General features: G+C 68.4%; 21 protein-coding genes. 6 read left to right on the forward strand and 15 right to left on the reverse strand.

All coding sequences use genetic code 11. The features are described 5' to 3' along the window. Nucleotides 1-38 precede the first annotated feature (38 nt). The 3 genes from L3Q65_RS32300 (at nt 39) to L3Q65_RS32310 (ending at nt 2,304) form a co-directional block, all read left to right on the forward strand. The gene (locus tag L3Q65_RS32300; RefSeq protein WP_182896440.1) at nt 39-515 is read left to right on the forward strand and encodes a hypothetical protein; all 477 of its coding nucleotides are present in this window, start codon (nt 39-41) and stop codon (nt 513-515) included. After that, nucleotides 512-1,396, forward strand: coding sequence for a hypothetical protein (locus tag L3Q65_RS32305; RefSeq protein ID WP_067580198.1), 885 nt, complete (start codon nt 512-514; stop codon nt 1,394-1,396). The genes L3Q65_RS32300 and L3Q65_RS32305 overlap by 4 nt, the downstream gene beginning before the upstream one ends. A 236-nt stretch (nt 1,397-1,632) precedes the next feature. Continuing rightward, on the forward strand, nt 1,633-2,304 hold the full coding sequence (locus L3Q65_RS32310; protein WP_182896439.1) for a hypothetical protein: 672 nt from the start codon (nt 1,633-1,635) through the stop codon (nt 2,302-2,304). 380 nt (nt 2,305-2,684) lie between these two features. Here L3Q65_RS32310 and L3Q65_RS32315 read toward each other — a convergent pair whose 3' ends face one another. The 8 genes from L3Q65_RS32315 to L3Q65_RS32350 form a co-directional block, all read right to left on the reverse strand. Beyond that, nucleotides 2,685-5,438 carry an AfsR/SARP family transcriptional regulator gene (locus L3Q65_RS32315; protein WP_237597432.1) on the reverse strand — a complete coding sequence of 918 codons (2,754 nt, stop codon included), beginning with the start codon at nt 5,436-5,438 and terminating at the stop codon, nt 2,685-2,687. Between the two features lie 361 nt (nt 5,439-5,799). Then, entirely contained in the window at nt 5,800-6,702 is a 903-nt protein-coding gene (thpD, locus tag L3Q65_RS32320; protein WP_182896437.1) for an ectoine hydroxylase, read from the reverse strand. A 66-nt stretch (nt 6,703-6,768) separates the two neighbouring features. Next, nucleotides 6,769-7,161, reverse strand: coding sequence for an ectoine synthase (locus L3Q65_RS32325; protein ID WP_037807993.1), 393 nt, complete (start codon nt 7,159-7,161; stop codon nt 6,769-6,771). 31 nt (nt 7,162-7,192) lie between these two features. Beyond that, nucleotides 7,193-8,443, reverse strand: coding sequence for a diaminobutyrate--2-oxoglutarate transaminase (gene ectB, locus L3Q65_RS32330; protein WP_182896436.1), 1,251 nt, complete (start codon nt 8,441-8,443; stop codon nt 7,193-7,195). Nucleotides 8,444-8,484: 41 nt separating this feature from the next. After that, nucleotides 8,485-8,979 (reverse strand): diaminobutyrate acetyltransferase, encoded by a 495-nt coding sequence (ectA, locus tag L3Q65_RS32335; protein WP_182896435.1) that lies wholly within the window; start codon nt 8,977-8,979, stop codon nt 8,485-8,487. A 243-nt stretch (nt 8,980-9,222) separates the two neighbouring features. Then, entirely contained in the window at nt 9,223-12,246 is a 3,024-nt protein-coding gene (locus L3Q65_RS32340) for a patatin-like protein (protein WP_237597433.1), read from the reverse strand. Between the two features lie 93 nt (nt 12,247-12,339). Beyond that, nucleotides 12,340-13,584, reverse strand: coding sequence for a DUF445 domain-containing protein (locus L3Q65_RS32345; RefSeq protein WP_182896433.1), 1,245 nt, complete (start codon nt 13,582-13,584; stop codon nt 12,340-12,342). 5 nt (nt 13,585-13,589) lie between these two features. Then, nucleotides 13,590-14,381 carry an Abi-alpha family protein gene (locus L3Q65_RS32350; RefSeq protein ID WP_182896432.1) on the reverse strand — a complete coding sequence of 264 codons (792 nt, stop codon included), beginning with the start codon at nt 14,379-14,381 and terminating at the stop codon, nt 13,590-13,592. A gap of 91 nt (nt 14,382-14,472) precedes the next feature. Between L3Q65_RS32350 and L3Q65_RS32355 the strand changes: the two genes are divergently transcribed. After that, nucleotides 14,473-15,231 carry a hypothetical protein gene (locus L3Q65_RS32355; RefSeq protein WP_370648134.1) on the forward strand — a complete coding sequence of 253 codons (759 nt, stop codon included), beginning with the start codon at nt 14,473-14,475 and terminating at the stop codon, nt 15,229-15,231. Nucleotides 15,232-15,240: 9 nt separating this feature from the next. Here L3Q65_RS32355 and L3Q65_RS32360 read toward each other — a convergent pair whose 3' ends face one another. From L3Q65_RS32360 to L3Q65_RS32370, 3 genes are read right to left on the reverse strand one after another with little or no spacing between them, the layout of a single operon-like run. Further along, nucleotides 15,241-15,657 (reverse strand): lipopolysaccharide assembly LapA domain-containing protein, encoded by a 417-nt coding sequence (locus tag L3Q65_RS32360; protein WP_182896430.1) that lies wholly within the window; start codon nt 15,655-15,657, stop codon nt 15,241-15,243. 37 nt (nt 15,658-15,694) lie between these two features. Beyond that, nucleotides 15,695-16,825, reverse strand: coding sequence for a dipeptidase (locus L3Q65_RS32365; RefSeq protein ID WP_182896429.1), 1,131 nt, complete (start codon nt 16,823-16,825; stop codon nt 15,695-15,697). After that, a complete protein-coding gene (locus tag L3Q65_RS32370; protein WP_237597434.1) occupies nt 16,822-17,421 on the reverse strand; it encodes an alpha/beta hydrolase in 600 nt (199 codons plus the stop codon). Before L3Q65_RS32370 ends, L3Q65_RS32365 begins: the two co-directional genes overlap by 4 nt. An 84-nt stretch (nt 17,422-17,505) precedes the next feature. Between L3Q65_RS32370 and L3Q65_RS32375 the strand changes: the two genes are divergently transcribed. Then, nucleotides 17,506-17,958: a MarR family winged helix-turn-helix transcriptional regulator gene (locus L3Q65_RS32375; RefSeq protein ID WP_237597435.1), complete on the forward strand. Its 453-nt coding sequence runs from the start codon at nt 17,506-17,508 to the stop codon at nt 17,956-17,958. Nucleotides 17,959-17,974: 16 nt separating this feature from the next. Here L3Q65_RS32375 and L3Q65_RS32380 read toward each other — a convergent pair whose 3' ends face one another. Next, entirely contained in the window at nt 17,975-18,478 is a 504-nt protein-coding gene (locus L3Q65_RS32380) for an RNA polymerase sigma factor (RefSeq protein ID WP_182896426.1), read from the reverse strand. Nucleotides 18,479-18,647: 169 nt separating this feature from the next. Next, complete coding sequence (locus L3Q65_RS32385) at nt 18,648-19,142, reverse strand: helix-turn-helix domain-containing protein (RefSeq protein WP_182896425.1); 495 nt, start codon at nt 19,140-19,142, stop codon at nt 18,648-18,650. A gap of 78 nt (nt 19,143-19,220) precedes the next feature. Between L3Q65_RS32385 and L3Q65_RS32390 the strand changes: the two genes are divergently transcribed. Then, on the forward strand, nt 19,221-19,862 hold the full coding sequence (locus L3Q65_RS32390) for a dihydrofolate reductase family protein (protein ID WP_182896424.1): 642 nt from the start codon (nt 19,221-19,223) through the stop codon (nt 19,860-19,862). Nucleotides 19,863-19,864: 2 nt separating this feature from the next. Here L3Q65_RS32390 and L3Q65_RS32395 read toward each other — a convergent pair whose 3' ends face one another. Then, a complete protein-coding gene (locus tag L3Q65_RS32395; RefSeq protein ID WP_182896423.1) occupies nt 19,865-20,719 on the reverse strand; it encodes an amidohydrolase family protein in 855 nt (284 codons plus the stop codon). A gap of 13 nt (nt 20,720-20,732) precedes the next feature. Then, a complete protein-coding gene (locus tag L3Q65_RS32400; RefSeq protein ID WP_237597436.1) occupies nt 20,733-22,295 on the reverse strand; it encodes a benzoate-CoA ligase family protein in 1,563 nt (520 codons plus the stop codon). Nucleotides 22,296-22,305: the final 10 nt, after the last annotated feature.

Raw genomic sequence — 22,305 nt, forward strand, 5'->3', positions numbered from 1 at the left:
GCGGGCGCCGAGGGCCCCGGACGACGTCAGGAGGTCCGATGGCGCTTCCGCACTGGACGCCACAGAACCTGCTGCCGCCCGGCCGCCATCACGCCGACCTCGCCGACGTCTACGAGCGACTGGTCTACGACGCGCCGCACCAGAACGAGCGCGAGATCCTCTTCAGCGCGCTCAACAGCTACCTCGGGGTCGCCCAGCGGGTGATCACGTCCGGGCGGGCCTGGCTCGGCGGCGCGTTCGTCACCCGCACGGCGCATCCGCCGCGCGGGCTCGACGTGGTGCTGCTGCCGGACGAGTGGGGCGCGCTCAAGCGGCTTGACGACAGCGGCCGCACCGCGCTGTACGGCCTGCTGACCCTGCGCGGCATCATCGTCGGCCAGCCCGCGATGTACCTCGACCAGATCCAGCCGGTCGGCGGCATGCTCGACGGTTTCCTGTGCCGTCCCGGCGACGAGGACGTGTGGGAATCGGTGTGGGCCGACGGCGGCAGAGGCATTCCGGAGATGGTGTGGTGAGGAACGAGTTCCGGCGGATCGCCGACGAGATCCCCGGCGGCACGTGGCTGGACGACCTCGCGCGCGCCTCGGCGATGGCGGCGAACGCGAAGTTCGAGCGCACCTGCCGCGCACCGCTGCTGCACGTGTCGGTGATCGGCGAAACGCACATCGACGCGTACACCTTTTCCGACATCAGCCGCGCGCTCCAGGACGCGACGGCGAAAATCGGGCACATCATCCGCAATCCGTCGAACGAGGTCACCTTCGTCCAGCAGGCGGACCGGGACAAGGCCCCGCTGATTCAAAAAGGACAGGCGGGCAACGCGATCTTCTTCGGTTTCCCGGAACCGGCGGTCGACGACGCGCTGATCCACGACGGCATCGAAACGCTGTCCGAGCGCGCGGTGAAGGAACTCTGCGATTTCCTGCCCGCCAACGGTTCCGACGACGGCGCGCTCGACGCGGTGCTGCTGCAGCGCGACACGGTGCGCAACGCGGTCAGCGACGTCGTCAACGCGGTCAGCAAGCACGCGGGCATCGGAATGGCGCTCACGCCCACCGCGGGCGAGCAGGTGACCCGGAGCATGACCACCGAACAGGCGCGGGTGCTGCAGGGCAGCCTGCGCGAGTCCCGCGAGGCGGTCGGCTACGAGACGGTGACCGGACGCCTCGACGGCGTGCGCACCCGGCGGCGGATTTTCTACCTGGAGCGGGAATCGGGCGGAACCATTCAGGGCGCGGTCGCCCCGGATCTGCTCGACCAGATCAAAGAAAACCTCGATCGTCCGGTGACCGCGCGGTTGCGCGTAGTGCGCACGACGACCATCGACGGACGGCGCGGCAGGCCGGTGCACGAACTTCTCGAGATCACTCCGGAAGTCAGTCTTTTCGATCAGTGAATGGCGCGCGCAGTGCCGCGTCGCCAGGTCAGGACCGCCGGGTAAGCACGCGGTCGCTCTTCGGAATCACGCTGCCTTTTCCGGGCAGCAAATGGCGCCGCTGCGCGCAATCCGGCGGGAAATGACCCCGACCGCCCGGACGCGGTAAATGGATGACATTGTCAGTCGATAACGATTATTCCAACTTCGCGGGCATCTGCGTTAGCGTCTTCGCCATCCCAGCGGAAGAGGCACGCATGACGACCGAGCAGCCGTATCCGGCCGCACCCGCGCGACACAGCAGGACCACTACTCGCCCTGGTCCGCACCGTCCGCCCCAGCAGGAGCAGTCCCGGAGGCAGGCCAACTGGCCCGGCGGGCTCGCGGTCACGCTCGGACTGGCCGCGGCCGGTGTCGCCTTCCTCCCGGATTGGGGTTTCCTCGCCTGGCCGCTCGCCGGGGTCGGCCTCGCCGGGGGAATTGCGGGAATCGTACTTTCCTCCCAAGGGAAAATGCGCGGACTGGGCGTCGCACTCACCGGAACCACGCTTTCCGCACTGGCCGCCCTGCTGTGCGGCGCGATGCTGCTGTACCCGTCGATGTTCGGCACCGCGCGGGCGGGCGAACTGCACATCCCGCCGCAACCGGGCGAGAAGCATTCGGTCGACTTCGTGGTGTCCTCGGCGAACGGCGCGACGGTCCGCTTCGGCACGCTGAACGACCAGCGCACCGCGACCACCCCGCCGAGCACCGACGACTGGCACGGACACGCTTCCTACGACGGCGGCAGGCCGGTCCTCTCGCTCACCGCGGACACCGCCAACGCGGGCGTGACCAACCAGATCAGCTGCCAGATCCTCGTCGACGGGAAGAAGATCGCCGAGAGCAGCGGCAGTTCGATCGCGCTCTGCACCTCGAACGTCGAATAGAGCCTGGCGGCCGGCCGGCCTACCCCCATCTCGGCCGGCCAACCGCCACCGAACCGCTCCTGGCGGCTCTTCCAGGTCCGCGCGGTATTCGCCGCGGTCCCGTCGCCGGCTTCACAGCCTGCCCCTCCCCTAGGGCTCCGCCAGCGTCGCGGCCGACCCTACGCGCGCTGACCGCCCGATGGCTAAGAATCCGCTAAGCGGACGCGATTATTACCACGGCGACCTGCGAAAACACAGCTGAACGTTGTACAAGAGCCGGGCGTGGGCGACTGCCCGCTCACTCCCGGCCGGATGCTTTCTTGCCCGCTCGGCGGCATTCCGCGGCCGACGTCTTCAGTCCCGGCACGAGCGGAAGGATCCGGCGTTCCGGGAATCAGCCGCTACTGATCTCCCAGATCAGCCGCTTCCTTCCGCAAGTCCTCGACCTGCCGAGGGTTCATCCGCTCGTACAACGCCACCGCCCGCCGGTACTGCTCCCTCGCGAGCTCCAGCCGTTCCTGGCCGCGCAGGATCCGCGCCAGGGTCACCCGCAAGATGCCCTCCTGCAGTTCGAACTGCCGCGCGACCGCCAGCGACACGGCCTCCCTCGCGTAGCGTTCAGCGGCCTCCAGGTCGCCGATGCCCAGATGCAGTTCCGCGAGGTTGTTCAGCGACACCACGGCATAGCTGTCGTCGCCGAGTTCGCGGTCTATCTCCAGCGACGCCAGCTGATGCGTGATCGCTTCGGCCGGACGGCCCGCGCGCTTCTCCGTCTCCGCGCAGTTGTTGAGCGCCTGGCCGCGCAGTTCGAGATCGCCCGTGCGCTCGGTCTCCGCGACCGCCTCCAGCAGCCGTTCGATCGCCTCCGAATAGCGGCCGAGCAGGGTCAGCACGCTGCCGAGGTGGATTTTGGCGACGATGAGCGAGCGGCCGTCGAGCCGGGTGGCCAAGCCGACCGCGCGTTCGGCGTCGGCGATGCTGGCCTGCGAAAGCTCGAAGGTGAGCGCGATGGCGCAGCGGGAGATCAGCATCCAGCACTGCCCGAGCGGTTCGTCCGCGGCTTCGGCGGCGGCGAGGCCGAGGTCGACCAGCCGGATCCATTCCTCGTACAGCGGGCAGACGACCCGGTAGGTGTGCGCGACGCGGGCGAGCCGCCAGACGTCGGCGTAGCGGCCGTCGGCGTGGGCGGCGTCGAGCACGGCCAGCAGGTTCGGCCATTCCGCGGCGAACCAGTCCTGCGCCTGAGCGAAGGTTTCCAGCGGCGGCAGCGCGTCCGGCGGCACGAGGCCGGTGAGGTCGAGCGGGTCGACGATGCGCAGCATCTTCCGCCGCGCGGTGTCCGAGGCGGCCTGGTGGTAGCGGATCGCCCGGTCGAGCACCGCCGCGCGTTCGGCTGGCTCCAGTTCGGTTTCCGCCAGCTCCCGCAGGTACAGCCGGACCAGGTCGTGCGGGGCGAAGGCGTCGCGCGAAGTCTCGGCGATCAGGTTGTGCGCGGCCAGCGTGCGGAGTTCGCGGCGGGCCTGCTGCACCGGGATCTGCGCGATGGCCGCCGTCAGGTGCGGGCCGGTGTGCCGGGCGGGCACGGCGCCCAGGCGCAGCAGGGTCCGGGCCAGTCCGTCCGGCAGGCCGCGGAAGGAGACGTCGAACGCGGCCCGGACGCCGTCGTCGGCTCCGGTGACATCGAGTCCGGCCAGCCGGGTGCGTTCGTTTCCCAGCTCGCCGACGAGATCCTTGAGTGTCCACTGTGGACTCGCGGCGAGCTTGGCCCCGGCGATCCGCAGCGCGAGCGGCAGGTAGCCGCACAGCCGGGCCAGCGCGTGGTTGAGGTCGAAGTCGGCGGGCCCGGCCAATTCCTCGATCACGCTCACCGCGTCTTCCGGCGCGAGCGTGCCGAGCACGCGCAGCTTCGCCGCGTGGGACACCGCCAGCGCCTCCAGTCGCGACCGGCTGGTCACCACCGTCATCGACCGTGCGCCCGGAGGAAGCAACGGACGCACCTGTTCGGCCGAACGCGCGTCGTCGAGCAGCACGAGCATCCGCCGCCCGGCGATCAGCGAGCGGTACAGCGCGACGCGTTCGTGCACCTGCTCCGGCACCTCGTCCGCGGGCACGCCCAGCCCGAGCAGGAACTGCGACAGCAGATCGCCTGGTTCCAGCGGCGGCTGATGCGGATCGAACCCTTGCAGCGCCGCGTACAGCACCCCGTCCGGGAACAGCCGGGCCGCGCGGTGCGCCCACCAGATGACCAGCGCGCTCTTGCCGACCCCGGCGGTGCCCGACACGATGACCGTGCTGTCGCCGCGTTCAGCGAGCCCGTCGAGCCATTCCACCTCCGTCTCGCGCCCGGCCAGCGTCGGCAGCGCGGGCGGCAGCTGAGACGGCGCGACGGCCTGCTCCGGAACCGCGCTCTCGTGCGCGGCGAGATCGTCGTTGAGCACCCGCTCGTGCAGCGAGCGCAGATCCGCGCCGGGTTCGACGCCGAGCGAGCCGAGGGTGGCCCGCGAGACGGTGCGGTACAGCTCGAGCGCTTCCCCGCGCCGCCCGGCGTGGTAGAGCGCGCGCATCAGCTGTCCGGCGATGCGCTCGGCGAGCGGGTCGGCGCGGACGATCGGGCTCAGCTCCACGATCAGCTCGTCGTAGCGGCCGAGGTCGAGATCCGCGTTGATCCGGGCGTAGCGGATCGCGCGCCGCAACTCCTCCAATTCGGGCGCCCGCACCGAATCGGGCACGCCGGACAGCGTGGGCCCCTGCCACAGCGCGAGAGCTTCGGCGAGCAGCTTCGAGGCGCTCTCCGGCGATTCCAGCGCGGCCTGGTCCAGCAACGCCCGCGCCCGGTGCGCGTCGATCCGGTCCGGCGCGAGGGAAAGCTGGTAGCCCGGCGGACGGGTGCTGATCTCGGCGACCGGATCGGCCATCTCCCGCAGCAGCCTGCGCAACTGCGACACGTTGCCGTGCACGATGGTGCGAGCGGTGGCGGGCGGATCGTGGCCCCACAGCGCGTCGATGATCTCCTCGAGCGGCACCACCTTGCCCACGCGCAGCGCGAGCAGCGCCAGCAGTCCCCGCACCCCGGGGCCGCCGACGGGTACCGCACGGCTGCCGTCGAGCAGCCGCACCGGGCCGAGCAGTTCGACCCGCGCGCCGCCACCGGCCATGCTCGCGCGCACCTCCCAGGCTCACCCCCAGCCAGACAGGTCAACTTACCGTCAGCGGCAGCCCGCAGAAACCGCTCTTTCGTGAATTTCGCCCCTGAACAGACGAGTCCGGCCCCGCACCATCAGTCCCGATCTGATGGTGCGGGGCCGGACTCAATGATCGTCGGCCGGGCCGCCAGGGGGCGCGGTCCACCCGTGCATCGCGGCCGTCCGCCCGCGGTTCGGGGGGCTCACCCCGAGCAAGAACCCGGACCGCCGCGGACAACCATGCCTGCGCAGACGAGCTGCGAGGTGGCGACAACGTAACAGGGCGCACATTCTTCGTTACGAGCGACCCGCCGATAGGCAAAGGTAACGCTGGTCACCGCGTGATCGGAGCCGAGTTGCGGCCCGCGATGAACGACGGCCGCGGCGCGCTCGCGGCGAACGGCTCCTGCAACGCGTTCTCCACGCTGTTGAACACCAGGAAGATGTTCGAGCGCGGATACGGCGTGATGTTGTTCGACGATCCGTGCATGATGTTCGAGTCGAACCACAGCGCCGAGCCCGCCGAACCGGTGAACTGCTCGATGCCGCAGTCCGCGGCGAGCTTGGTGATGTCGTCGTTGGTCGGCACCCCCACCCGCTGGTCCTTGAGCGAGCTCTTGTAGTTGGCGTCCGGGGTCTCGCCGACGCACTGCACGAACGTGCGCTGCGAACCCGGCATGACCATGAGCCCGCCGTTGTACGGGTAGTTGTCGGTGAGCGCGATCGAGCAGCTCACCGCCCGCGGCGACGGCATGCCGTCCTCCGCGTGCCAGGTCTCGAAATCGGAATGCCAGTAGAAGCCGGTGCCCTTGAAGCCCGGCATGTAGTTGATCCGGCTCTGGTGGATGTAGACCTCGGAGCCGAGGATCTGCCGCGCCCGGTCGAGCACCCGGGGATCGCGCACCAGCTCGGCGATCAGGCCGGAGATCTCGTGCACGTCGAAGATCGACCGGACCTCGCCGGTCCGCGCCTCGGTGATCACGCGTTCGTCGTCGCGCAGCTTCTCGTCCGACGACAGCCGGACGACCTCCTGCCAGTACGTCTGGACCTCACCGGGCGAGAGCAGCCCCTCGACGACCGTGTAGCCCTTGGCGTCGTGGTTCGCCAGGGTCGCGGCGTCGATCGGGCCGTCAGCCTCGGTACCCCACACCGTGGGGTGCACGCGCGGAAGGTGCTCCGGCGTACCGGTGATCCGGGTCGGGTAACCGTCTTCGACCCGGGTGTCCATGATCGTCACAGTGGCTCGCCTCCAGTTCTTCTGGCGTTTCTTCTTTCTCGGGGTGGTGGTGGGAGCGACGCAGTGTCAGGAGTCTTCGGTGACGAGCGGGTAGACCCCGTTCTCGTCGTGCACCTCGCGGCCGGTGACCGGCGGGTTGAACACGCACACGCACTTGATCTCGGTCTTCGGGCGGACCTGGTGCTTGTCGTGGTCGTTCAGCAGGTACAGCGTGCCCGGCTTGAGCTGGTGCACCTCACCGGTGGCGAGGTCTTCGATCTCGCCCTCGCCGGAGGTGATGAAAACGGCCTCGATGTGGTTGGCGTACCAGAAGTCGTTCACCGTGCCCGCGTACAGCGTCGTCTCGTGCACCGAGAAGCCGACGCCCTCCTTCGCGAGGATGATGCGCTTGCTGCGCCAGTTCGGGGTCTTGATGTCAGCGTCGGTGTCGGTGATCTCGTCGAGCGTGCGGACCAGCAAGTGAAGAGCTCCTTCTTGTTCTTCGGGGTGGTTACTTGAGGACGGCGGCGACGGACTCGGTGATGATCGCGAGACCCTCGCTCAGTTCCTCGTCGGTGAGGGTAAGCGGCGGCAGCAGTTTCATCACTTCGCCGTCCGGACCGGAGGTCTCCATCAGCAGGCCGCGTTCGAAGGCGGCCTTGCAGACCGCGCCCGCCAGCTCGCCGCTGCCGAATTCGAGACCGCGCGCCAGACCGCGGCCCTTCGCGACGAGGTTCGCCTCCGGGTAGCTCTCCACCAGGTCCTTGAAGGTGCTCGCGATGCGCTCGCCCTTGGCCTTGGTCGACTTCTCCAGCTCGTCGTCGCTCCAGTAGACGCGCAGCGCCTCGGTCGCGGTGACGAACGCCGGGCTGATGCCGCGGAAGGTGCCGTTGTGCTCGCCCGGCTCCCAGACGTCCAACTCCGGCTTGATCAGCGTGAGCGCCATCGGGAGGCCGTAGCCGCCGATCGACTTCGACAGGCACACGATGTCCGGCGAGATGCCGGCGTCCTCGAAGCTGAAGAACGGGCCGGTGCGGCCGCAGCCCATCTGCACGTCGTCGAGGATGAGCAGGATGCCGTGCCGCTTGCACAGGTCGTCGAGGCCCTTGAGCCATTCCAGGCGCGCGGCGTTGATGCCGCCCTCGCCCTGCACGCCCTCCACGATCACCGCGGCGGGCTCGTTCAGGCCGCTGCCGGAGTCTTCGAGCAGCTTCTCGAAGTACATGAAGTCCGGCATCGCGCCGTCGAAGTACTTGTCATACGGCATCGGCGTCGCGTGCACCAGCGGGATGCCCGCGGCACCGCGCTTCATCGAGTTGCCGGTGACCGACAGCGCGCCGAGCGTCATGCCGTGGAACGCGTTGGTGAAGTTGATGACCGATTCCTTGCCGGTCACCTTGCGCGCCAGCTTCAGCGCGGCCTCCACGGCGTTCGCGCCGCCGGGCCCGGGGAAGACGATCTTGTAGTCCAGCTCGCGCGGCGCGAGGATCTTCTCCCGGAAGGTCTCCAGGAAGTCCCGCTTCGCGACGGTGTACATGTCGAGCGCGTGCGTGACGCCGTCGCGCTGGATGTAATCGATCAGCGCCTTCTTCAGGTGCGGGTTGTTGTGCCCGTAGTTCAGCGCGCCGGCACCGGCGAAGAAGTCGAGGTAGGCCTTGCCGTCCTCGCTGTAGAGCCTGCTGCCCTGCGCCCGGTCGAAGACGACCGGCCACCCCCGGCTGTAGCTGCGGACTTCTGATTCGAGCTCTTCGAAGATGCTCATAACGATTTCTTTCGCTCCTACTCGGCGAAATTGACGGGTTATTAGCGGCGCAACGGCCCGATGCGGTAAAGATCCTCGGGTTCGTGCGCCTCCCCCTGCGGAAAATCAGCGACCTCGAACAACCGGCGGTGTTCCAGATCCGCGTCCCAGCGCTTCGCGAACGACTCGAAGAGGCGGATCGACGCCGCGTTGTCCGGAGTGATCGTGGTTTCCAGGTACCGCACGCCCTCGCCGACCAGACGCGTGTACAGGCTGTCCAGCAACTGCCCGGCCAGGCCTTTTCCGCGTTGCGACGCGTCGACGGCGACCTGCCACACGAGCGCGACGTCCGGTGCGGACGGCCTTCGGTAAGCGATCACGAATCCGACTGGCTCACCGTCGACGCGGGCGACGACCGAGGTCTCCGCGAAATCCTTGCACCACAACAGGTACGCATACGGCGAGTTGAGATCAAGCTTCTGCGAATCGCGTGCGATTCGCCAGAGAGCGGCACCATCGGCCTTGGTCGGGGATTCGATCAAGTGCTTTCCGGACATACTTTGGAAACGTAACAGAGAATTTTCGCGCCGCCAGCGATCCATGCCACGTCCACCGCCCTCACCAGGGACGACAGGGATACCCCGGTGAGGAGGACCACAAACATGTTTAACGAGGCGAAGTTCTGGGCATGCGTGCGCCTGGGCCGCACACCATCGGTATGCGACCTGTGACCCCAGACCATGGGCCTTCCGGGGCGCTACCGCAACTCCAGCGCCGAAAAATGGGGTGCTACCTGGGGTTCAGCGTCGACTGTCCGCACGCGACCGTCGCCGCTTCCGTCCGCGCCGCCCGAGCCCGGACAGCGGCGTCCAGACCGCGGGCAGCAGGAGCAGCGCGACGACGGCGAGCCACCACAGCGGAGCCTGGCCGCGCCGCCAACCGTCCACAACGGTGCCGAGCCAGCCGAACAACGGCTGCGCGAGGGGCGGCAGGAAGGCCGCGAACAGCAACGCGGCTATCACCAGCACACCCAGCACGGTGAGCACCATTCGCCACGTGCGCCTCAAGGTCAGCAGGCTCACCACGAGGAACACGAGTGCGCCGCCCGCCACCGGCAGGCCGAGCCATTGCAGGACGGACCCGCCTTCGCCGCTGAGCACGAACCCGGCGATCGCGGTGATGGCGGCGGCCAGCAGGTTCCAGGGGCGGCCCAGCCGCGTCGCGCCTTGGGTGACCCACCACGAACTGCGGCTGCTGAGCTGCGCGAATTTCGCCAGCGGCTGGAGGGTTTTCGGGACCCGGGTGGCAGTGGACGCGGCGTTGAGCCCGGCGGCTCCGGCTTTGACAATCGTTTTGGTGAGCAGTGTACTGCCGAGTTCGCCTTCGAAGCGTTCAGCGGAGACTTGGCAGGCTTGGAAAGCGCGCTGAGCCGCGTCCTGCTGACCGGAATTTTCCGGCGGGGCGGCGGCTTTCCGGGATTCTTGTTCGAGCGGCCGGGAAACCATCAGCTTCCGGAAACTCTCCGACGCTTTTCCGTTGCCCTCCTTCGCATCCTGCTCGGCCTGCTGCGCGAGCACTGGCAATTCCTCCCGCGCGATCGTCAGCTGCCGCGACTTGGCCAGCACCATCGACGTCACCGGAAGACTGGTCGGGATGTCCTTGCCGAAGTCGACCGGCGACAGATTCTCGTCCAGGCCGAGGAAAGCCAGTTCGTCGCCCAGCTGGGCGAGCAGCCCGGGCAGGTCCGAGGGCATCCCGTTGTCCGCGGGCGAAGGCGGCTCCCAGCCGATCTCGCGAAACGTCGCCCTTACCTGCTCCCGGAATTCCTCAGGGCCCACGATGTCGCGCAGCACCCGCAGGCGTTTCGGGTCGAGCAGGCACTGCATCAGCCAGCCCGCGCCGTCGATCCGGCCCCACATCCAGTCGTTCGCGCGCCACGACGCTTTGTAGAAGCCGCCGAAGTTGCTCGCCTGCGTACCGGTCAGCTTGTCCCGGCCGCGGGGGCGCGCCAGGTCGAGCAGGGTTCGGCTGTCCGCGCTCATCTGCACCAGGTCGACGCGCTGGTCCACCGCCGGCGCTTCGGCCAGCAGCCCCCGCGTTGCCATGTGCAGCAACAGGAATCGCGCCATCACGAATCCGTCCGCGACGTCCGCGTTGTCAAGGCCGAACCAGTCCAGCAGCGTCGTCACCGTGTCGGCGGCGTCCGCGGACCACTGGTTTTCCTTGCCCGACAACGCTTGCAGCACCGGAGCGGCCGACCGCAGCGCGCCGGTCAGCTCCGGCCACGCCTCGCCGACGGCGTCCGACGCCCCGAGATCCGCCCATTCGGCGGCGAGCTGGCCGATCCAGTCCGGCATCGAGGTGCCTGGCGGCGGCGGTTCGTGCCGGGCCACCCACGCGGGCAACCGCACGTCGCGAGCCGCGCTCCGCCGGGCGGCGTGCATCTTCGCGCGGGCCTCGTTGAGCTGGGTCGCCTGGTCGAGATCCGGGCCCATCCGGAAGCCCGCGTTGATCAGCTGGATGCCGGTGGCGACCGCGTCTTCCAGCGTTGAAGTGCGGTAGCGGACCATTTCGCCGACCGCGACCGATTCGCCGGGCAACGCGGCCGGGATCCCGCGGCGCAATCCGTCGGCAGCGATGTCCTGCAGCAGCGCCGAATTCCCGGCCGCCCACTTATTGTCCTCATCGGACAGTTCGTAGCGGCGGGTGACCGCGCGAACCAGCTCGGCCGCGTCGAGCGCGACCCGGCGGTCGAGGTACGCCCGGTGCACCCGGTCGTCCACCAGCTGCCCGCCGCGCAGGCCGAGCGACGCGAGCGCGACCCGGGTGTCCCTGGTGCGCGTGACGGCGGAGTTGTGCTTGCTCAATTCCTCCAGCTCGACGCTGATGGTCTGGCTCATGATCGTGGAGGCGACCTTCGCCAGCGCGGTGCCGAGCATCGGCGGATCCGCCGGATCGCAGGTCATCGGCTTGGCTTCGCCGTCGACCGTCGGGACGACGTACAGCAGCAGCCGTCGCACATCCGTCGACGAAGAGCGTTCGAAAATCTCTCGCAACGCCGGTCGCAAGGGCTTGTTCACCAGCACGCCGCCGTCGGCGAGCCAATGCGAACGCACCAGCTCGGTGTAATCGGTCATGTCCGGATGCAGCCGGTCCGCCGCCTCGGGGCCGATCGGCATGCGCGACAGTTCGAAGGCACCGGGGAAGGACGCGCTCGACCGGGCGGCGAGCGCGAGCGGGCCGTGCACCTGGTTATTCCACAATGGACCGTCGAAGCGGAACAGCATGCGATGTTCGGTGTCCCGCACCCGGTTTCCGAGCGCGTCGTCGTACTGGGTGGTCTCGCCGTCGAGCATGGTGCCGGTGAGCAACACGGTCACATCCGGCGGCTCAGTGGGCACGACGCCGGACCCGGTGATGTCGTGCATCGCCTGGACGAGTCCGCCCAGCAGCACCTTGTCTCCGTTCAGCACCGAACGCGGCCGCGTCTCGCCGGGGTCGCGGATCAGATTCTCCAGCGACCCGGCGGAGAACCAGGTGTCGCGCAAGATCGCGGGCGTCGACCGGTACGCCTCCGCCAGTCCGAGACACGCGGCGTTGATGCCGCCCGCGCTCGTTCCGGTGAGCACGTCCAGGCGCACCGAAGCGTGCAAAAGGTCGAGCAGTTTCCGGTAGCCGTTACTTTCGTCCGGCGTGCGCGAAGCGTGCAGCAACGCCGACGTCTCGGTAGCGACTCCCCCCATCCACACTGCCAGGCTGGATCCCCCCACCATGGCCATCGCGATCCGGATTTCCTGCGGCCACGGCACCGCCGTCTCACCCATGAGGGTCAGTCTCCCGGCCCAGCCCGCTCCTCCACAAGGCCCAACCTCGTGAGTGTTTATGCCGGTTCTAACCGGGTTTGCCACTCACGACACCTACGTGGCGAGATGCTCCAACACCAGCACCTGCGCCTCCCCCACCGCGAACCCGAGCACCGCCCCCGTCGCGATGAGAATCCATTCGTCCTGCTGGAAAGCCGGGCGCAGCAGCTGCTCGAACTCCTCGGGCGACAATTCCTTCATCTTGCCGACCAGCACGTTCCGGATGTCCATCGCGTCGGTGGCGTAATCCTCGATGTAGCGCATGGTGTCCGGCAGCCGGGTCATGATCTGCTCGGAGATGGCCAGCTTCATGTCCTGGTAGCGGCGGCTGCCGATAGCGAAGACCAGCAACGGTTTCGCCACGTTCGCCGCCCGGCCCAGCTCGCGGTCGAGCTGCCGCTGGATGAGCGCGAGCACCCGGTCGGAAAGCGGGCCCTGCAGCACCGCCTCGATGACGTTGTGCGGCGTGATGATTTCTTTCGCGATCAACTCGCCGTAGGCCTCGGCGACCTCCGCGCGCCGCTTGAGGAACAGACCCTGCCAGGTGACGCCGAAGTATTTCTTCGGCTCCAGCGGGTAGAAAATCATCCGCAACGCGAGCCAGTCGGTGAACCAGCCGGTGAAGAGGCCGAACAACGGCATGATCGGCGGGAATTTGAACAGCACCCAGGCGACCATCTGGATGACGCCGATCAGGCCGCCGAACACGAGTCCGGAGCGCGCGATGAACTTGAACTCCTCCGCGCCCGCTTCCTGGAAGATCCGGTTGAGCAGCCGTTTGTCCTTGACGAGGCTGGTCACCACCATGCCCTTGAGGTCGAACACACTGTCCACATCGGACTGAATGAGTTCGAGCACGGCCTTGACCATGTGCGGCGATTCGGCCTGCACGCGCTGGATCACCAGCCGCTGCACGCCGACCGGCAGCGATTCCCACAGGCCCGGCTGATAGTGCCCGGCCACCTCGCGCACGATGTCCTCGACCGCCGCGAGCAGCGGTTTCTCGATTTCCTTCGCGATCCGGTCCGCGTCGAGCCTCGCGACGACCTCGGCCGGTTTGATCAGCTGCTCGGTCATCGTGTCGCAGGCGATGCTCGCCATCCGCGCGGCCCGTTTGGGCACGATGCCCTGCCAGCCGAGGAAGGGCTTGACGCCGATGAACTCGACCGGCTGGAACATCATCCGGATCGCGACCAGCTTCGTGCCGTACCCGATCAGCGCGGCGACGATCGGAATGGAGACATAGAGCGGCCAGTGCCGGACGAAGTCGTCGAGAATGCCCGAGACGAACCCGCCCATCGGGTTCAGCCCAGGCTCGGGTCGCAGGCCTGCCAGAACTGCGCGCCGAGCCGCGAGACGTGGATGGTGCGGCGGATGATCTTGATCCGCTTCACCTGCTTCTCCACCTCGCGGACCGACTCGTCGGTCAGCAGGATCTCGTACTGCGTCTCGAGCGAGGGCACCTCCTCGTCCAGTTCGACCAGCCCGAGGCCGATCAGCCGGGTCACGTAGCCGGGCACCTGGTCCGGCAGCGACACCCCGGCCGCCTTGCCGACCGTCGAGGCGTTGCGCAGCACGATCCGGCCGGTGCCGCCCATGGCGCTGCGCTCGGCGACGTCGATCGCGGGGAACGGGGAGCCGTCCGACAGCGCGGCGAGGATGCGCGCTTCGTCGGGCGTGAGCTGGCGGAGAATGATCGCGTACAAGTACTCGCGGGCGCGTTCGCGGCCGAAGCCGATGGAGTGGTTGAGCAGTTCGGCCATCGCCGCGCGCAACGGTTCGACGTGGTCGCGGGCGGGCACCAGCGTCACGGTCGTCTCGACGGCGCGGCTGCCGACGTCGGCCCGGTTCATCGCGGACGCCGCGGTCAACGCCGCGTGATAGGGATCGTCGACCTCGTCGAGGCGGCGGCGCAGTTCGCTCAGCAGGCCGCGTTCGACTTGCTTGAGGCCGCGTTCGGCGGTGTCGATCCCGGGGAGTTTGCGGGTCAGGTCGAAGCCGGTGCGCGCCGCCCATCCGGCGAGCTGGCCTGCCCGGCGGGCCAGGTTGGCCACGTCCTCGGCGGTGCCCCGGCCGTTCGGTCGCTGGTAGTCCACGGGCTGCTCCCCTCACTGTTCGCGCTGATGCTACCTGCGAGTAGGCCGAATGGCCCTGTGATGCCTGGCCGGTGGGTGTTGGATGACGCGCATGACCGCGCCGTGGGGACCGCCGATCGACGTGCTGCCGCTGCTCGTCCGCGAAGAACAGGCGCTGATCGGAGTTCTCTCCGACCTCCGGACGCCCGAGTGGGCCCTGCCCGCGCTCGGCGAACGGACGGTGCACGACCTGACCGCCGACATCCTGGGCCGCAAGCTCAGGCGGCTCTCCCGGGACCGGGACGGCCACTTCGCGGAGGGGTCGTCTTGGGTCTCCGCCTGCCGGCAACTGTCGCCGGAGGTGCTGTTCGCGATGCTCGTGGACAGCACGACACAGCTGACCGAACTGTGGAAGCACCGCGACCTGGACGAACCGGCCGCGGCGCCGTTGTGGCTGACGGTCGCTCGCGACTACGCGGCGCAGTGGGTGCTTCAGCAGCAGGTCCGGGAGGCCGCGGCAGCTCCGCTGCTCGACGAGCCGGAGTTCCGGACGCCGGTGGTGGACACGTTTCTGCGTGCGCTGCCGCAGATGCTGCGAACGGTGCCCGCGCGGGCCGGACGTCAGGTGGCCTGTGCGGTGGAGGGAGCCGGGCGATGGACTCTCCGCGCGACCTCGGCGGGCTGGACGATCGACCGCGGCGCTGCGACGTCACGGTCTCCGCTCGCCTCTCTGGTTACCGACGCGGACGCGTTCTGGCGGCTGTGCAGCGGGACGTTGCCCGCATCGGACGTGGGCGCGCGAGTGCAGGTCAGCGGGGATCCCGCGGTGTGCGAGATCCTGCTGAGCCTGCGAGCGCCGGAATGCGGCTGACGGTACCGGTCAGCGCCGTCGGCGGGCCTGCTTCCGCAACTGGAGGATGCGAGCGCCGCCGATCAACGCGACCAGCGCGGCACCCGCGATCGCGGCGAACAGCATCGCCACCGCGAGCGGCATGCTGCCGGACGCGCCGAGGAAGTGGACGGTCGCCGTGTCCAGGTTCTGCAGGATGAACACCAGCAGGAACGCCAGCACGACGATCGCCACGATGACGGCGATCCAGGTGCCGCTGATCCGAGTGGACTTGACCTTGCCCCGGCGGCCCGCGGGTTTCGCGGCGGGCGGGCGCGGCCCGGGTTCGGCTCCCGGTGCGGTGCCCGGGGCGGCGTGGTCGAGTGCGCCGGGCACCTCAGTGCCCGGCGCCTCGGGAATTTCCGATTTCGCGGCCCCGTCGGGACCGTCGTTTCGCGCGTGGGACATATCGTGATTGTCCGCCCACTCGCCGTGCTGCGCTAATTCAGAGCTTGGCGTCGACCTCGCGCAGCACCCGGAGCGTGTTGCGGCCGGCGAGTTTCGCGCAGTCCTCGTCGCTCCAGCCGCGTTCCATCAGCGCGGCGATGAGCACCGGGTACTTCGACACGTCCTCGAGGCCTTCCGGCAGCTCGCCGACGCCGTCGTAGTCGCCGCCGAGCCCGATGTGGTCGATCCCGGCGACCTCGCGCGCGTGCTCGATGTGCGCGACGACGTCCTCGATCGTCGACTTCGGCTTGGGCGGCGCGTCCCAGGTCTCGGCGAACCGGCCGCGCTGGCCGAGGTCGAGGAACTCCTGCCCGGCGGCGGTCATCGCGTCCCGGAGCTGGTTGTCCCACTCGGTAACCGCGGCGGAGATGAAGGCGGGCACGAAGGTGATCATCGCGACGCCGCCGTTGCCGGGCAGCTGGGCGAGCACGTCGTCGGGGATGTTGCGCGGATGGTCGTTGACCGCGCGGCACGACGAGTGGCTGAAGATCACCGGCGCGCTCGACACCTCGATCGCGGCGCGCATGGTGCTCGGCGCGACGTGCGAAAGGTCGACCAGCATGCCGATCCGGTTCATCTCGCGCACGACCTCGCGGCCGAACTCGGTGAGCCCGTCGTGCTCGGGCTTGTCGGTTCCGGAGTCCGCCCAGGTGGTGTTGAAATTGTGGGTCAGCGTCATGTACCGGACGCCGAGCCTGCGCAGAATCCGCAGCACCCCGAGGGATTCGGCGATGCTGTGCCCGCCTTCGGCCCCGAGCAACGACGCGATCCGCCCGCCGGAGAACGCCGCCTCGGCCTCGTCGGCCGTGGTCACCAGCCGCAGCCGCTCGGGGTAGCGCTCGGCCAGCTGGTAAACCACCTCGATCTGTTCCAGCACCGCGGTGACCGCGCTGTCGCCCTTGAACTCGCACGGGACGTACACCGACCAGAACTGCAGGCCCAGCTTGCCTTCGGCGAGTTTGGGGAAGTCGGTGTGCAGCGTCGGCTGCGGGACCGTGAGATCCACGCCCGCCACCGCCTCGACCGGGTTCGGGCCCGCTTTGTCGCGGAGCGCCCACGGCAGGTCGTTGTGTCCGTCGGCGAGGATCGTGGAGGCGAGCAGGTCTTGCGCGCGAGTCAGCTCGGTCATGCCCCGACCCTAGCGAGCCAGTCCTTCGCCGTGCTGATTCCTTCGACGGTCACCTGATGCCCTCCCGGCCAGCGATGCGTCGCCACCTCCGCGTGCCGCTCGCGGAACTGGCGGACGAGTGCGTCGTTGGCTGGCAGCGGAGCCATCGGATCCTGCTCGCCGTTGGAAAGGAATATGCGAGTTCCGGTGAGATCGAGGCGCGGCAATTCCGGCAATGGGGACATCGACGAGAACAGAATCGCTTCCCGGAGCGCGTCCGGCCTGGTGAGCGCTACCGCGGCCGCGATGTTCGCGCCATTCGAGAATCCTACCGCCACCGCCCTGCCGAACCCGTACTTTTCCCGTGCCTCGTTGAGGAAATCCGCCAGTTCGTCCGCTCGCGCCCGGACGTCCTCGTGATCGAACACGCCCTCCGAAAGCCGCCGAAACCACCGCGCCGCCCCGTTTTCCGAAACCGGCCCCGTCGGCGCGAGCGTCCCCGATTCCGGGCTCAGCTCGTTCGCCACACTGAGCAAATCGTCTGGACCACCACCGGTTCCGCGCAGGAGAACAAGCACCGGGAGGTCCGGGTCGCCCTCGGCGTACCGGTGAATCATCGTCGCTCCTTTGTGGACACCTCAGCCTTCGTTGTCCAGAGTAACTTCTCGCGCGCAAGATGTATTCCGGGTAGACTCCGGAAGATGACCCCGGATCCGCAGACGGACGACGACGAGATCGTGACGTGGTGGGGCCTCGTGATCGAGGGCTATCTGGCCACGCAGAACGCACTGATGGGAGAAATCGCCGAACGGTTCGGCCTGGCTCCCGCGTCGTTCGACATCCTGCTGCGCCTGGTGCGGTCCCCGGAACACCGCATGCCGATGACCCGCCTGGCGACCGAAGCCGCCCTGTCGAGCGGAGGCTTCACCAAGGTGGCGGACCGCTTGGTCGCCGCGGATTTGATCTGCCGCATCCCGAGCCCGGAAGACCGCCGGGTGACGTTCGCCTCCCTGACCGAGCACGGGTTGGAGGTGGCGCTCAAAGCGAGAGCCGCGTGCGCGGAAATCTTGCGGCGGATCGTGCTCGGGCCATTGGGGCCTGATGCCGAGGGGCTGGCGGAGGCGATGCGGACGCTGCGGTCGGTGAACGGGTGATCGCGGGCTACCCGGGTCATGGATAACTGAAGCCGTCGGCCTCCAGCCGACGCCGGAGGACCGTCAAGCAGCGATGCCGGATGCGGCTCACGCTCGACGGGGAGATGCCCAGTTCGGCGGCCAATTGGTCGTGCCGCAGTTCCGGGCAGTGCGCCAGCAGGAGCATCATCCGCCGGTGGCGTTCCGGGAACTTCGCCACCGCGCGCCACAGCGCGGTCGCCAGTTCGCCAGCCAAGGTTTCCGTCTCGGGCGACTTCGCCGGTTCGTGTGCATCCAGGTGCGAGTCGTCGACCAGCTTCACCCGCGCGCGGTTTTCGGCTGCCCGGAGCGCCTGCCGCCACGCGACGGTCGTCAGCCAGCCGGCCAGGCCGTTCGAATCCCGCAAGTCCGGCTGGCGGGTGAGCAATTCCAGCCAGGCCGTTTGGCAAGCGTCGTCCGCGTCGGCGCGAAAGCCCGGGTTCGCGCCGACGATCCGGTTCATCCTCGTCAACAGACGGCGTACTTCGTCCTCGCTCCGCATTCCTCGCACGGGAAGGCTGACGAGCCAGGCCGCGCGGCGGATCCGGTTCAGCTGGGCGAATGCCGGATTGAGTGATCAACTTCGGCTGGATGTATCCAAGGACGAGCGAGTGTCTCGGGCACCTGAAATCAGGTCGCGGCAGGTCGATAAATCGACCGAGGCAACCGCGTCAACTCCGAGCGACCGCCTCCGCATAAGCCGCCGCCAAGCGTTCCGTGGCCGTTGGCCCGTCTCCGTCCGGCCGGGGAATCCCGAGATGCCGCTCCCGGAGCTCCGCCATGAATTCCTCCCACAGCGGCGGGCCGCCAGCTTCCAGGAGTTCCGCCCGGACGCGCAATTCCGGCGTCGTCGGCCGATGCCGCAACCCCCAGCTTCCCAACGCCACCAAAACCGGCACCAGCTGAATCGCCGCCTCAGTCAAACTGTAAGTCGCGCGCTGCCCGCGACCGGCTGAATCGCGCGTGAGCAATCCGGCTTCGGTCAGCGTGCGCAGCCGGTCGGCGAGGATATTCGACGCGATTCCTTCCTCCGACTGCGATTGCAACTGCCGGAAATGCCGCCGGTCGCCGAACATCACGTCGCGCAGGACCAGCAGGCTCCAGCGGTCGCCGACGACCTCGATCGCGGCGTTGATCGGGCACCCCGAGCGCGGGCCGTCCGGCATCGCATACCTCCTCCAAACCACTTGCACTTTACCATCGCCTCCGGCATAGTGCTTGCAAAAGACAAGCAGGGGGTATCGATGCTGGTACGCGTCCAGTGCTTCAACGTTTCCGCCGACGGCTACGGCGCCGGTCCGGACCAAACGCTCGAGCAGCCGTTCGGCCATCCCGACCCGGGACCGCTCTTCGCCTGGGCCGGGGCCACCGCCAGCTGGCCGATGCGCGGCGAACCCGGCGGCACTCGCGGGCTCGACGACTACTTCACCCGCGACATGCACCGCGGTGACGTCGGCGCGGAAATCATGGGACGCAACAAGTTCGGCCCGTACCGCGGGCCGTGGGAGAACCACGACTGGCAAGGCTGGTGGGGCGACGAACCCCCGTTCCGCGCGCCGGTCTTCGTCCTCACTCACCACGTACGACCCTCGATCACCCTGGGCCAGACCACTTTCCACTTCCTCGACACGACCCCGGAGGAAGCACTCGCGCAGGCAAAGAAAGCCGCCGGCGACAAGGACGTGCGGATCGGCGGCGGCGTCAACACGGTGCGGCAATTCCTCGAAGCCGGTCTCATCGACACGCTGCACATCGCCGTCGCACCGGTCGAACTCGGCGCAGGAGAACGGCTCTGGGCGAGCCCGGACGAACTGACCGACCGCTACCACCTCGAGAAAATCCCCAGCTCCAGCGGCGTCGTGCACCACTTGTTCTGGCGCAAATAAACTCAACGCAGGCCGGGCATCAGCCGTAACGCATTACCGGACAGAACACCGTCCAGGACCTCCGCGGGCAACCCCAAATCGGCGACCGCACGGACATTCACGGCAGTTCCCGGCACCCCAGGCCAGTCAGTGCCGAAGATCCATTTCCGGGCCAATCGCACGAGATCGAACCGCGCGTAATACTCCGGCAGTTTCTTCGGCGGCAGCCCGGCGAGGTCGAGCCACACGTTCGGCCTCGCCTGGGCCATGAACGCCGCCACGTCGTACCACCAGCCGCGGCCGCCGTGCGCGAAGACGAAGTTCACCGACGGGAAGTCTTCGACCACATCAGACAGCAGCGAAGGATCCCCATAGCTGGCACGGGATCCCGGAAAGACCGATAGTCCGGAGTGGAGGATCACCGGAATCCCGCGTTCGGCGCACAAGGCGTAGACCGGGTACAGCTCCTTGTCCGCCGGGGAAAACGCGCCGTGCACCGGATGGATCTTCAACGCCACCGCACCCAGCGCGAGCTGGCGTTCCACCTCGTCGACCAGCGGATGGTGCAGATGCGGATTCACATTGGCCACCAGGCGGAACCGCTCGGGGTTGTAAGCGACCAACGGCAGATTGTCTTCGATCGCCTGAATGCCGGTAGCCCGCGGACTGTATTCGCAAAACAGCAGCACCCGGTCGACGCCCTCCTGCGCCATGAGGTCGTCCATCGCCGCGGGGATCACCGCGCCGTCCGCGTCGTACACCGTGCGCCACGGGTACTCGCCGGCGAAGTCGCGCGCCCAGTCCAGCCACGCGGGCTTGAGCGTGGGCAGCCGCGGGGTGTGCACGTGGGCGTCCACCACGAAATGCTCGTCGATCATGCCGGCCAGTCGATCACGATTGCGGCTGCGGCACGAGCAGCGACTCGCGCACCATCTCGCGGATCACGTTCCGCCGGATCTTCCCGGTCGCGGTCTTCGGCAACTCGGCCATCTCGACCACCCCGCGCGGCCGTTTGAACGCGGCCAGCCCCTCCCGGCAAAACTCGATCAGCTCCTCCGCGTCTACGGTGGACGAAGGGGCGGCGACAACGCAGGCGACCGGTTTGTCCAATCCGTCCTCGTCCGGCGCGGCGACCACCGCCACCTCGGCAACGGCCGGATGTTGCAGCAGCCGTTCTTCCACTTCGGACGGAGACACCCAAATCCCGCCCGCCTTCAGCATGTCCCCGAATCGGCCGAGACACGTGTAGGTGCCATCCGAGTTGCGCACGTAGCTGTCGCCGGTCCGCAGCCACGGGCCCTGGAAAACCTGTTTCGTAGTCTCGTATCGCGCCCAATACCCGGTGGCGATGGACGGTCCGGACACGAACAGCTCACCCGGCCGTCCCGCTTCCGAAATCACCGCACCCTGCTCGTCCCGGATTTCGACCGAGTACCCCGGCACCGCCACGCCGGTACTGCCCGGCCGCACCGCACCCGGCTGGTTGGACAGGAAAATATGCAACGCCTCAGTCGACCCGATCCCGTCCAGGATCTCCACCCCGAACCGCTCACGGAATCGCTTGAACAACGCCGACGGCAACGGCTCGCCAGCCGAAACCGCGTACCGCACCGAGGAAAACGAATCGTCCGGCACGTCGCTGGCCAGCAGCGCCGCGTAGAACGTCGGCACTCCGAAGAACAACGTCGGCCGGTCCGCCCGCGCCCGTGCGGCAATGAGCCCCGGCGTCGGACGCGCCGGTTCCAGCAGCGTCGTCCCGCCACAGGAGAGCGGGAAGAACGCCGAGTTTCCTAGCCCATAAGCAAAAAACAACTTGGGCACGGACAGGAACCGGTCCGAAGAGGACACTCCCAGCACCTGTGAGGCGTAGGTCGAGCACACCGCGCGAATGCTCCCGTGCCGGTGCATCGCGCCCTTCGGCTTGCCGGTCGTGCCGGAGGTGTACAGCCACAGCGCGGGCGAATCCTCCCAAGTCGGCGAGGCCACGACATCGTCCGTCGGGGTCAACGGCCACCGGTGCGTCCGCACTCTGGCGGGGAACTCCGCCGGATCGGCCCGGTCGAGCACCACATCGGTCACCTCGGGCGCACCGGTCAGCGCGCCCGCCGCCTGCGCGGAAAACTCCCCGGACACGCACAGCACCCGCGCCCGCGAATCGGCGAGCACCTGGCCCAGTTCGAGCCCGGTGACCATAGTGGACACCGGAACCGCGACCGCGCCGACGAGCATCGCGCCGAGGATCCCGCTCAGCAGTTCGACGTCGTCGACCATGCAGAACATGACCCGCTCCTCCGGACGCACGCCGAGCGCACGCAGTCCGGACGCGACCCGGTGGGTCTCGGCGGCGAGTTCGCCGTAGCTGAGCGTGCGCCGCGGCGAGACGACCGCGAGCGCGTCCGGACGGCCTTGGCCGAGCAGGTACTCCGCGGCGTTGAAATTCGCGGGAACCGTCATCGGTGCCCCC

The sequence above is a fragment of the Amycolatopsis sp. FU40 genome, from assembly GCF_021903635.1.
GTDB lineage: Bacteria > Actinomycetota > Actinomycetes > Mycobacteriales > Pseudonocardiaceae > Amycolatopsis > Amycolatopsis dendrobii.